This is a genomic window from Paenibacillus oceani, from assembly GCF_014705615.1.
GTDB classification, from domain to species: Bacteria; Bacillota; Bacilli; order Paenibacillales; family NBRC-103111; genus Paenibacillus_AB; species Paenibacillus_AB oceani.
The window spans coordinates 36,773-48,966 of the sequence record NZ_JACXJA010000017.1 but is presented as its reverse complement, the minus strand read 5'-3'; the positions used below and the strand labels follow the sequence as shown (position 1 = coordinate 48,966).

Below are 12,194 nucleotides of genomic sequence, written 5' to 3'. Positions count from 1 at the left end.
AAGTATTGGAATTCGCTGCGAAGCAAAACTCCACTTTGCGGGTTTTTTATTCCTTTATCCAGCTTCCATTGCACAGCGCAGTTTGAACATTCGCAGCTCCCTCCATACTTACTTCCCCTTCCTCCTCTCTACCTGCCTGCCCTACCTTCTTCAATAATGAAAGCAAGTTCGACAACCTGTTATGAAATCTCATGAAAAACATATCGCTGCAATAAATGTTATGAAAGTCCATCCTTGCATTATGTAATGTCATGTACACGATATTTTCGCGTTTGCTATACTCGGATTGCAATAATGGAGGGAAAACAGTGGCCAATAAAGGCGGTTTATGGTTGATTAGCAAGGAGATGTAACGGCCACTGGTAGTAGTACAGCCTTGCAGCTTGGAAGCGCCGCTTTATAGGATAAGCTTCATCTCCTTGGCGAAGCCGTGCTTCTCGGCCGCAGCCGGCAAGTAAAAAAAGCGAAACGGCGGTGGAACAAATGGCAAATGAATCGATGAGCAGAAGACAACTGCTTGCAGCTTTAGGCGCGGCAGGCATCGGCGCTGTAGGCGTGTCGGTCGCGACAGCCGGTCTCGCCTCGGGCGCCCCTTATCCGGGTAACTCCGTCAGACATCACGTATATGGGGGAAACGAAAATCCCATATGCGATGATCCCATTGTCGGTGTGACCGTTCAAGACTTCATGAGCGAGGCTGAAATTGATGATTGCAAACTTGATACTCCGCTACTTGATCACAGCACAGCATTAATTAATTTCTTTGCTTTTATTCAAAATAACAAGTGTGTTTCTGCAGACTGTTCAGGTAATTTCAATCTTTCACAAGCAATTGTTCTAAATGCTCCAAAGACAGATCGAATTCTTTTTGATGCTACGATTTACGCCAAAGGTTCGGGCGGGGACCTTCTTACACTAAACCAGTGTAATCATATCGTAACAGAAGGCAAGTTAATGCTTACAACCGAGGCTACGCTATATAGTATGAAAACCTGGAATCGCGGCCTGGTTATCGAAAGCTCATCTGCTGCACAGTTTAACTGGTATCTTCGAGCTTTTGGATTTAAGTTTTGGAATATTGAAATAGGAAACTTAGGGAACAACAATAGTATCTCTTTGGGTTCTGTACGCTCTCAATACGGTGGTTCGACTTTATCTCAAAGATCACTGACTGTAACACAAGTGAATACGGCAACAACTTCAGAATTTACTTACAGTATCGATCTGAACAATGAGAGCTATAAGAATCTTGGTTTTGTAATCACCGGTGGAGTTTACTACCCTGTTATCTCACATGATGTAATGAATAAGAAGATTGTAACACCGTTGATTAACGGTTCCAAAACAAGCGTGCAGATTGTAGGATTCCACGTATCGAGAACATTTATAGCACGCACAGATAACCCGACAACGGCAGCGCCGTCGCAACGCTCAATCATCACATTGAATGAAGGTGTGGAGTTGCCTGCTGGTTTTGAACGTTCTGATTATGTGATTGTTGATTCATTGGCTTATCGAATTATGGGGTACGATAATTCGACTCTGCAATTGACAGTTTACCCGCGTATTAAAGATTATACGAAAACGACGGGTCTTGTTCATTTTGCATATGGTGGCGGCATTCGATTCAACGGAGCAGATTCCAACTTGATCTTATGCAAGAAATTGAGCTTAACTGGTAATGCGATCGGTATTCGAAATAATAACTTCTATAGCGCTTCTATGGATTCCGTTGGAGCGGAGTTTAATACGATTGCAGTTGGAAGCGGAGTAGCACTTACGGGAGTTACCAAAAACAATAATCTTAGCAATGCTTATTTTGAAGGTAACGTATTCAATACAGTAGATTCATCGGCAGACACCGGTGTTAATGTTATTAGCAATCCTATTGCGTGGGATTGGTCTAAATTTAAGCGCTTAATCCCGCTTGGTTCTACTGAAAACAATGTGACAACTTATTCAAAAACAGGCTTTGTTATTGTTGAAGACGGTGCAACGTATAAAAAGCAACGAAATGCTTATGATGGAGCAGGAGAATCTTCACCAACAATTACACTTGGTCAAACCGAGCATCTTGTAGTTCGCGGCAATACTAACACCGTAAGCTTAAAAGATGATTTAACCAAGCGAACTATATTCGGTTATGTTGATATTTTCTTTAGTGTTATTGGAACACGAAGCAATGGAACAACAGATGGAGCAACACTAACTTTAAAATCGACAGATGGCTACACAATAAACGGTGTTGTTGGTGATCTTGTCTTAAGTGGCGCAAGAAACGCTTTGATGGTACATGCTCGATTAATTTCCGGTAATAACTGGCAAGTTTCGATTTATAAAGCATCTTATCAAGACGTAGTAAAGTCCATTGATATTCCTTCGATCCCTGCGAACGGAGTGCATACAGCGATGACAACAGTCGGAAATGCGCTAATGGGGGACAAAGTTAGTGTAAGTTTCGATGTCGATTTACAAGGGTTAATTGTAACCGCTTCCGTTTCAAGTGCTGGAAATGTTCGTTATACATTATATAACCCAACAGCCGCGACGATCGATTTAACATCTGCAAATGTTAGATTTAGACTAGAGTAAAAACCGCATAGCCCTTCAGTTGATGTTCGGTAAACTTGATTCAATCGGTCATTAGAGATCGCGGGAGTGGTGAAAGGATGCCCTTGAATGGGGAAGGGAAGTTGTGGGGAACGCTTGGGGATAGCCTCACTTCGGTCGGTATGTATCAGCCGCTCGTGCAGCGCGCACTCGGGTTTCGGGAAGTACTGAATTACGGCAGGAGCGGATGCTCGATGACCGCTGGCGGAGACCGGGACTTGGGGGCGACGGTACACATCGGCAAAACCATTGATCCGGGGCTCGACTATGTGACGATTTTCGCGGGAACGAACGACTTCCGGCTCGATAAACCGCTCGGAACCCCTGATTCATACGAAATTAATAATTTTTACGGAGCCTACCGGTCACTTGTCGAACATATTTTGACGAACAACACCGCCTGTCGTTTGAATTTATGGACTCCTCTGCAGCGGGACAAGGACGGCTTCGATACCATATCGGTGAACGCGGCGGGATGCCGACTCCTCGATTATGTGGAAGCGATTCGGGACATCGGGCTTCAATACGCGCTTCCGGTTCTGGATTTGTACAGAGAAAGCGGCTTTACGAAGCTGACGCTGCCGCTTCTGACGGACGACGGCCTTCATCCGAACGAAGCGGGATACGCCCGGATCGCACAGTTGGCCTGCTCGTTCCTGTCGAGGATATAATCATTGGAAGAGCGGAAGAGTGGGGATTATTCCGCTTGCGTGGGCCGACGCGCTGAAGAAAAATCAGCCGGATGTGAAGCTTGTATACACTTCGGCGCTCAATGGGAAAGACGATGATGGGATAGGGAGGCAGCTAGATTGGCCTCCCCTATCCTGTACATCATATACTTGAAAAACTTGAGATTGAGGGTTTTTACAAAATAAGTGCCCAGAAGGAAAATCCCTTCGATTATCGATTCAACGACCATTATTTCAAGAAGCAAGGGAACGAAATGCAGCCCGTTCAAAAACAAGCGCATACATAGTATCCAAAAAGCAAGGCATTCGGCACGCCACCGGACAACAATAATTGACTATCGTCCTTAAACTCCGATTTTTCCAAACTCCTCAAACACGGCAACGGTATCGATAAAACTCCAGACGACGGCACCGTCGGACGCGCTGCCTGACGTGTGAGCCGGAGCGGCCGTCCCGGTCGTTCCGGCCTGGACCGCTTCGTATACGTTTCCGGCAGCCGTCCGGCGCTCGCCGGCGGAGACGGCTTGACCGCCAGCCCAAGCAATTGCCGCCGTATCGATGCCTTTGGTTATGCATATGCGGCCTTCTCTGCCGCCGGAAGCCGGCGTGTCATAGTAGATCCTGTCGCCTGCCCGGACGGGCAGCTCCGTCGGCAGCCCCCCTCCTGCGAGCTTTCGCACCAGATTGACGTTCGAGAGACGGTTTGAGTTGTCCGCCCCCTCCACCTGATTGTGCTCCAGCAGCAGGTCGTTTCTTTTGCCGCTGACCGCCGTGCCGGACGGACGGTGTACGGAATAGATCGCGTACGTGGAAGGACGGACCGCCGGACTGTAAACTTCGTCGGTGTGCCACTCGGGCAGCGTTTCGCTCGTTTGAATCACCGTCCAGCAATCGGCGTTCACTCCCGGCTTCGTCTCGCCCGAGGACAGGTGGCGTTTCTTTGCTTCGTATTTGATCCCTTGATAGACGACCCGATCGGAGACCGGGTATCGGCAGACGACCGTATTGCCGGAGACGGAACCTGCTACGTCGTCGAGATAAAGGTCCGCGAAAAAATTCGCCGCAACTCGATTGCCGATACAGCTCACTCCCCGTAAGTAGCGGATGTTCAAGCCGGCTCCGCCGCACAGCAGAATGGAATTCGCGGAGACGACGAGTCCGTGAGGTAAAAACCCGGCGTTGTAAGCCGCCCCCATACAAGCGATGCCGCTTCCTTCGGCTCCTTCTATGCTGTTGCCGGTAATCGCGACGTTGAGCCGCGTGCTCGCCCGGGTCACGAACACCTGCGTATAGCCGATCCCGACGCCCAGCGAGCTGGTCTTGAACGAATCCGGGTCGCCGCTGTTGTCCAGCAGTTGCCTTTTCACACCTCTAATATTGTTCGAGGCTACGGTAATATCCGTATTCCATCTCGCGCCGACGCCCGTCGAGCTGATCAATATGCCATATTCGTAGCAGCTTACGATGACGTTGCCGGTCGCGTTCACGTGGGCGTGCGCGATGCCGATTCCTCCGCCGTAGACGAAGCCGCATTCTCGGATGTAGTTGCCGGTTACGCTCGTATTAAAGCCGTGCGTCTGGGCCAAATAAATCCCGTTTTTGCCGCACCGCTCGATATGATTGCCGGTTAAGGAAGCTTGGCTGTGGTTGTTCACGACAATTCCGTTGCCCGGCGAATGGACGAGCCGGCAGTTCTGGATGCGGATGGTGCCCATCTCATGATCGGCATTGGCATATTTCCCGATAATGTAGATGTTCTGATAGCCGAGCGCCCCCGCGTTGCTCCCCTGCCGGTAGACCGGATCGCTCATCACGCCTTGCATCTGCTCGTTTCCGTCGACGTGCAGGCCGATGATATCGATATCTTTGATCCCGTTCCCGAGTACGACGCTGTTCGAAGCAACTGCGGAGCTTGGAATAACGCCGTCGTCGCGCTTGAAGCCGCCTGGGCCAAGCAGCACAAAGCCGTCGTATACTTGGATGCCGTTTACCGTGTATAGGCGATCGAACACGATAACCGGACGTCTGCCCGCCTGTTGATCGGACCAAGCTTTGGCCGCATCCAGCACAGACTGGACGATGACCTGCTCGTTGCCTTGTCCGATCGCGCCGAAGTTTTCGGGGACAAACTCGTGCTCGCGTTCCTTCACCCTGACCCAGCAGCCGCTGCCGGACGGATTCGTCTCCCCGCTGCCGCTCAGAAACGAGGGCAAACCCGCAGCCGTTCCGTCCCATCCGGCAGTCGGACTAAAAACCGTTCCGCCGTTATGGGCCGATTTGGGCATGGCCGGGTCCCAATACAGCAGCCCTCCCCCGGTGCCGCTACCCTGACGGTATTCGATCAACGACACCTGCTGCCCGTCATGCGCCCCCGTATAGCCGATCAGACTCATCATGTCGTGAAAGCATAGAACGGGCTCCACAACACTGATTTTCGGCTTCTTCTTGGACTCCAAGTATACGCTTTCAATTACGGATGCATGAGATTCTGCCGGTCTGCCGTATAAAAAACCGACCGATGCGGCCCCCGCCACTCCCATCGCAGCCAGCATCTGTCTGCGGCTTACCCGATTGTCGGCCATCCAAACTCCTCCTCGACTTTTTCGATTATGGATCATTCCTTCGCGATTGTGCCGTCGTCCCTTCCATTCCGTTCCCGTACAACCAAGGCGCTCCCGCCGCAACCCGGCGGCACGGCGGCAAGCCGCCGGTTATTTCTTTTTCTCATCGATTAATTTATTCGCCTTCTCCTCCGCATTGCGAAGCGCGCTGTTAATGTCGGCGTTGCCGTTTAACACTTCGTTGCCCGCCCCGATCATTTCGAGAAGAGCCAACCGGTTGAACTTGTTCGTGTAGGGCAGTTCAGCCATCTTATGTTTGTATACCGCCGCTGTATTCCGGCCTTTCAGGATGTCCAGCTTGGTGCCGAACGCCTTTTGGATATCGGGATCGGACAATACCGTCATTTTCCCGTTCTCTGACAACAACGTCTGAGCCTCCTTGGACGACATCAGGTGCGCAACCGCCGCGAAGGCGTGGTCTTTGTGCTTGCTCGCCTTGGACACCATAAAGTACAGCGGCTTGTTCGAGCCGGAGATGCCGGGCTTCTCCTTGAGCTGAGGCATGGAAGCGACGTCCCAGTTGATCTTCTGGCCTTTCTGCTCCGCCGTATCGAGCAGGTTCACCATAATATTGAAGCTTTGCATCAGCGACGCGAGCGTCTGCTTTTGATAGAAATCTTCGTTCGTCAGCTTCGTGTTGCCCGGAATGCTGTTGATTTCCTGCAGCAAGGCAAGCGACTTTTTCCATTCGTCGGATTGAAACGATGCTCTCCCCGTCTTCGGATCGAAAAGCGACAGTCCCCACTGGCTGCCGGTCATCAGCAAATTAATCGTCCGGAACGCGGAATACTGGGTACCGCCGTCCACCCTCGACAACCGCTTGAACACCGAGATCGCTTCGTCCCACGTCATATCGTCCGTCGGGTAAGGAATTCCGAACCTGTCGAACGCGTCTTTGTTGTAAAACCACATCATCCGGTCCGAATAAACCGGGAGAGCGAGCAATTCGCCGCCGGTTCCGATCGATTTTCCGCCTTCGAGCACCTGCGGGTCCACCCGTTTCAAGTCGACGGAAAAACGGGCTGCATACGTGTTCAGGTCCAGCGGAAAATCGTAATCCAGCAATCCCGCCAGATTCGGATGGTCGGTAAAGACGATATCCGGCGTGCTGCCGGCCGATATGAGATTATCCAGCACATTGCCGCTGCCTTTCGTAAAGTCCAAATATTCCAGCGTGATGTTCGGGTATTTTTTTCGCAGCGGCTCTGCGAAGTATTTATCGAATTCCGCTTGCTGGAACGCCGTATTCCAGTTGTTCACCTTCAACGTTACTGGCTCGCTGCTCAGTTGCTTCTGGGCATCCGCTTCTCCCGCTTTCGCGGCCTCGCCCGGCAATCCGGCAGTCCCGGACGGTTCCGCAGAATTTCCCGAGCATCCGATGACGGATATCCCTAACAACAGCAGCGCCAAACTTGATTGGATTGTACTAGCTTTCTTCATAGAAACCCCTCTTTCTTTGTGTTTATTGTGAAAATTTTCACTAATGCTGAGACGCTAACTTGTTTCGTTCGCCCTGTTGCGGCATGAGCCTGTGCGCGGTAAATTTTCGACGGCGGTTCGGGCCCTGTCCGCCCCAACTTTCCGCTGAGCAGGAATGACTTGCGGATTCGCTCTGTGCCGGCTTCCTCCTCTGCCCATTATTTCGTTTCCAGCACCCGGGTTCTCCCCTATAATAAACTTAACTTCATCCTTTTTTCTTTATCCAGGAAGACGATTCTTTTGCCATATCGTACAGGGGGGCTGGCCGCGAAATGACTTTTCCAAAATATGATTTGCGCATTGAGCTGTCCATTCAGCAGATTGTCACTTTTTACTATATGGAGCTCCCCAAACATTTCTGGACGCCCGGAGAACGTCACGACTTCTGGGAACTATGCTACGTCGATAAAGGACACTATGAAATCGTAAGAGGCACCGAACGGCTCGTTGTCGAGCAGGGGGATCTGCTCTTGTATGCGCCTAACGAATTCCATGCGGGACGGGCTGTAAACGATACGGCTCCGGCGATCATCATCGTCTCCTTCCACTGCGATAGCCCAGCCATGCGCTCGCTAGAGGGAAAGACGTTCCGTCTGAACGAGGACGAGAAGCAACTGCTTTCCAGACTGGTGGAGGAAGGCCGCGAAGCCTTCGATCCTCCCGTCGACTCGCCCCGCATGCACCGGCCCTTCCAAAGAGCGTCAGCCGCCTTCGGCAGCGAGCAAATGATCAAAAATTTATTGGAAATCCTGCTCGTAGGGCTAATCCGTAAAGGAGAAATCCGGAGACCGCCGGCCGTACCGGAATCGATCTCCGCCGCCAACTACAACCATGCGCTTGTCGAACGGATTATCGACTATATGAAGGACCATATCGGAGAAAATCTGAATATCCATCAGCTATGCGCCGCCTTCGGCGTCGGCCGTACCCGGCTCATGACGCTGTTCAAGTCCGTCACCGGCCTGGGGACGATGGCCTATTTCAACAAGCTGAAAATTGAACATTCCAAGTCGCTGATGCGGCAAAATGCGTTCACGATGACGGAATTGTCGGAGCGGCTCGGTTTTGCCAGCGTGCATCACTTCTCCAGAACGTTCAAGAAAGAAACCCTCATGACACCGACCGAATACGCCCGCACGGTAAACGCAAGGGCGATGCGCAGAGCTTCCGACGTGTATCCCGAGTAGGACCGGGCCGGATCGTGCAGCAAAAGCGGCAAGACAAAACAGACGCTTCCATCCCCGCTCCAGGCGGTTTTGTAAGCGTCTTAGCTGTTTAGCTTTCGATTCAGTTGTCATCTCAACCAGCCTTCCAGCATCTTCTCCAGCACCAGATCCAGATTCGAGTGTCCCTCCGCGCAACGGAACGGCTCATAATTGCGGAAGTAATCCGCATGTCCGCCCAGTAGCGGTACCGGAATTCGTTCATCCGGGGCGAACTTGAGCGGATTCCAGCGCGGCACACCGGCAGCACCCTTCTCCCAGCCTCCCCAGCTCCCGATCCGGGTGATTGGATCTTTACCGGAACCGTTCGCCTTCGCGGCGTAGAGGTAACGGACCCGGTCGCACATAACCGGCGGTATGGCGAAGCGCGGACAGCCGATCTGTACGATCCGCGTCTGGATCGCCGGCAGCCGCTCGTCCAGCAGCGAGGCGGCATGCACCGACGCCACTCCTCCGCCGCTATGGCCGATAAACAGCAGGATGTCCGCCTCATCGCCGCTCCCGACCTCGCTCAGAATTCGGCCTCCCCCGAGCGACCGCTCGTAGTTCCCGGACCGGAGCGTCATATCCCGGTACACTTGGCGGATTTGCGGTAGCAGCGGACAGCTCCAATCCCCATAAGGAAAAAGCAGCCCGGCGCCGACCACGTCCAGCTTCGGCTCCCGCTCCAGGACGTCCACGACCGCCTTCAGCACTCCCTCCATGAAATTCGGAGATGTATACACGCCCGCCGCCACGTACACGGCCGCTTTACTTTTGTGCGGTATCGAAAGCTTGCGCATCGGCGATCCTTTCCAACGCGCTCGGATGGGACGAGCGAAACCATTTGACGATCAAGGGGGGATCGACCTCGTCCAGCGTCGCCTTGGACAGCTTCTGCTGCATGCTGACCGCGCCTCCGGCATGGCCGACCAGCTCCATCGCGTAACGGTCGGCCGCGCTTTCGGCCTGACGGGAGACGGCATTCGAGAAGGGCAGCGATACGAACGTCAGCACCGACATCAGCAGCAGTACGAGCGGCAGCACAGCCGCTTGGCCCGGCTGGTGAATTCCGCATCGGCCGCCCCATCTGCGGATGGCCAGCTTGAGCACATAACTGCCGAGCCACAGCATGACCAGCGACGCTCCTACCGCTCCCAGTGCGCTCCATTCGAGATGGCGCATCACATAATGGCCGATCTCGTGGGCGACAATCTGCAAGATCTCCTCTTCATTCAGCCGCTTCAGCGTCGTATCCCAGATCACGATCCGCAGACTGGAGCCGATACCGTCGACGTAGGCGTTCAGCGCGTTCGTTTTGGCCGACATATCGACCTCGTACACCCGCTCCGCCGGTATGCCCGCTTCGGACCCAAGCTCCATTATTTTCTGCTCAAGGACCGGATCGGACAACCGGGAGAACTGATTGTACAGCGGGTCGATCACAACCGGCTGGATATACATCATAAACAGTGTGAACGGAATCGACAGCAGCCACAGCTTCAGCCACCAGCGTCCGCCTCTGCGGATAAACCAAAACGCGACGATGGCGACAAGCAGCGTAACGAGTGTATCGATTCCGGTCGCGACGAGACGGTCGCGCATCCATCCTGCGAACGGCTGGGTCGAAATACCGTTGCTTCGCGACAGCATATAGCTCGTATAACCGAGCGGCAGTCTGGCAACGAATGCGATCGCGCTGACAAAAACGGCGATGACGGCAATCCGTGCTGCGAAGGGCAGCTTTTTGCGTTCCAGCATCCGCTCCCAGCGCGACGCGAAGCCGCCAAACAGCAGCACGAGATAGACGCCCCAAATCCACGGGTACGAGACGAAAAAGATCCAATTCCGCTGGGCGGAATACGTTTCGCTGGCCCGCAGTTCTTCCGCTGACATAAATGTAGCCGGGTCGGCCGGCGTCCCCTTGTATATATCCGGCACCGTGTTGGCGGACGCATACCAGAGGTAGAAGCCGACAGCTACGGCATACAGGGCGAAAAGCGCGTAATACCAACGAATAAACTTGCCGGAATTTTTCAATGGCGATCGCCCTTTCCCGCATTTTTCCTAGTTACGCTAATCATAACATTCCTCGGGCCGAACCGACACATGCAGGGTGCGAAAAAAAGACCGCTGACAGCCCACTGACAGTCCCCGCCGTTTGCCCAGTGTGATTTTTCATAACATCCACAGCACCGAATCCGTTGGCAGCGCATATTTTAACCATCGAGAACGTGTGTGTTCGCGGATTGCGGCTCCCACGGCAGGTATGGCGCCTATATTTACTCGAAATAACTGATGGCGCTGATGGTTACTTTTATTGGGCTGGGAACTGGCAGTTTGGTGTTCGGGTGCTCGGGTGCTCGAGGACTCTTGATCAGGGCTCAGTTTACTCAGGTGCTCGGGAACTCAGGGGTTGGGTAGTTGAGTAATCAGGGGTTGGGTTTGGAGTCTTGGGTTACCTTGACATTGAGTGACTTGGGAGTTTGGATAGTCGGAGCTCCTGTTGGGTCGGAATTATGGATATGTGCGCAATTGCGTTACCTGGCTTCTGGCTGACCTCAAAACTTTGGGCTATTTATGCTATGGAGTCACTTGGGCACTTGGTAGTTTGAACGCTTGAGTTGATCGGAACTTTGCATAGCATCAATGCTACACCTCACTTTGGTGCGAAAAGACCCTCTATGTGCGCATTGGAACCTTACACAGCCAGTCTGCAAACCTTATGTGTTCCAATAGCAGTCTTTTGCAGCTCTTAATTTGATCGATTTGGGGATTTTTACCGAAATAGCCGTCTTTAGGAGCTCTTATCTGGGCACAAGATGTTTAAATTGGCGATTTTCTTAAAAAATAAGAGCTCCAAGCATTCGCTATTTTGGAGAGCGGGGTCAAATGATGACATTTAAGAGTCTCGAATAGCTCTTATTCCGCGGACGGTGGTAGGGTTTGGGTTAGCGGCGGAGCAAAAGTGAGGATCGTGTGGCAAATTAAGTTCGAAGCAATTCCACGATGTCCGACCGCGCCTTAGCGGTAAGGTTCGGTGCAATCGGATGATCGCGGCTTCGCCTGATCATGTCCGATTTATAAGTAAATCTTGATCGAAGTAACTCAGGCAGCCCGACCGCGTTTTTGCGGTAGATTTCCTTGTAAATCGACGGGCAGCGCCTGTGGCGGCCCATGTCCGATTTATACCGAACCTCTTTTCGAAGCAATTCCACGATGTCCGACCGCGCCTTAGCGGTAAGGTTCGGTGCAATCGGATGATCGCGGCTTCGCCTGATCATGTCCGATTTATAACCATTCCTGATCGATTCCTTAATCGATCATGATGAACGAAAGTGAGCGCGGCGCATACGCCAAACCGGCCGTTTCGCCACCCGAACAACCCCGAAACCCGGCGCGACGCATCGACTTTTCTCCATTATAGAAGAATCGTTCCCGCGTATTGACAGCTTCTACCTGCGGTGATACGATGCATCCATGCATTATTCCAACTATATTTATAGGATTAATCGGTCAACCGGACAGCCGGAGACGGAGCGCCCTGGAGGCGCATCATTCTGCACCTTGCCTTCAACTCGACGCACGCACCA

The 12,194-nt window shown here is 52.6% G+C and carries 7 protein-coding genes; 3 read left to right on the top strand and 4 right to left on the bottom strand.

Annotated elements, in window-relative coordinates; translation table 11 throughout:
* Positions 1-483 precede the first annotated feature (483 nt).
* A complete protein-coding gene (locus IDH45_RS14410) occupies positions 484-2,592 on the top strand; it encodes a hypothetical protein (RefSeq protein WP_190928752.1) in 2,109 nt (702 codons plus the stop codon).
* A gap of 77 nt (positions 2,593-2,669) precedes the next feature.
* Positions 2,670-3,281, top strand: a complete 612-nt coding sequence (locus IDH45_RS14405) for an SGNH/GDSL hydrolase family protein (RefSeq protein WP_190928750.1) — start codon at positions 2,670-2,672, stop codon at positions 3,279-3,281.
* A gap of 362 nt (positions 3,282-3,643) precedes the next feature.
* Here IDH45_RS14405 and IDH45_RS14400 read toward each other — a convergent pair whose 3' ends face one another.
* Together IDH45_RS14400 and IDH45_RS14395 are read right to left on the bottom strand one after the other, a co-directional pair.
* Positions 3,644-5,881, bottom strand: coding sequence for a right-handed parallel beta-helix repeat-containing protein (locus tag IDH45_RS14400; RefSeq protein ID WP_190928748.1), 2,238 nt, complete (start codon positions 5,879-5,881; stop codon positions 3,644-3,646).
* Positions 5,882-6,010: 129 nt separating this feature from the next.
* Entirely contained in the window at positions 6,011-7,360 is a 1,350-nt protein-coding gene (locus tag IDH45_RS14395; protein WP_190928746.1) for an ABC transporter substrate-binding protein, read from the bottom strand.
* 311 nt (positions 7,361-7,671) lie between these two features.
* Here IDH45_RS14395 and IDH45_RS14390 point away from each other — a divergent pair, with 311 nt between their 5' ends.
* Positions 7,672-8,586 carry an AraC family transcriptional regulator gene (locus IDH45_RS14390; RefSeq protein ID WP_190928744.1) on the top strand — a complete coding sequence of 305 codons (915 nt, stop codon included), beginning with the start codon at positions 7,672-7,674 and terminating at the stop codon, positions 8,584-8,586.
* A gap of 107 nt (positions 8,587-8,693) precedes the next feature.
* On the opposite strand, the gene IDH45_RS14385 is transcribed toward IDH45_RS14390, so the two are convergent.
* Both IDH45_RS14385 and IDH45_RS14380 read right to left on the bottom strand, forming a co-directional pair.
* Positions 8,694-9,404: an alpha/beta hydrolase family protein gene (locus IDH45_RS14385; protein WP_190928742.1), complete on the bottom strand. Its 711-nt coding sequence runs from the start codon at positions 9,402-9,404 to the stop codon at positions 8,694-8,696.
* Positions 9,373-10,641, bottom strand: a complete 1,269-nt coding sequence (locus tag IDH45_RS14380; protein ID WP_190928740.1) for a M48 family metallopeptidase — start codon at positions 10,639-10,641, stop codon at positions 9,373-9,375. Before IDH45_RS14380 ends, IDH45_RS14385 begins: the two co-directional genes overlap by 32 nt.
* Positions 10,642-12,194 lie beyond the last annotated feature (1,553 nt).

Excerpts from the sequence above, each read along its gene's own strand:
- IDH45_RS14410 (WP_190928752.1), top strand. The coding sequence starts at position 484 with ATGGCAAATGAATCGATGAGCAGAAGACAACTGCTTGCAGCTTTAGGC.
- IDH45_RS14395 (WP_190928746.1), bottom strand. The coding sequence starts at position 7,360 with ATGAAGAAAGCTAGTACAATCCAATCAAGTTTGGCGCTGCTGTTGTTA.
- IDH45_RS14390 (WP_190928744.1), top strand. The coding sequence starts at position 7,672 with ATGACTTTTCCAAAATATGATTTGCGCATTGAGCTGTCCATTCAGCAG.
- IDH45_RS14385 (WP_190928742.1), bottom strand. The coding sequence starts at position 9,404 with ATGCGCAAGCTTTCGATACCGCACAAAAGTAAAGCGGCCGTGTACGTG.
- IDH45_RS14400 (WP_190928748.1), bottom strand. The coding sequence starts at position 5,881 with ATGGCCGACAATCGGGTAAGCCGCAGACAGATGCTGGCTGCGATGGGA.
- IDH45_RS14405 (WP_190928750.1), top strand. The coding sequence starts at position 2,670 with ATGCCCTTGAATGGGGAAGGGAAGTTGTGGGGAACGCTTGGGGATAGC.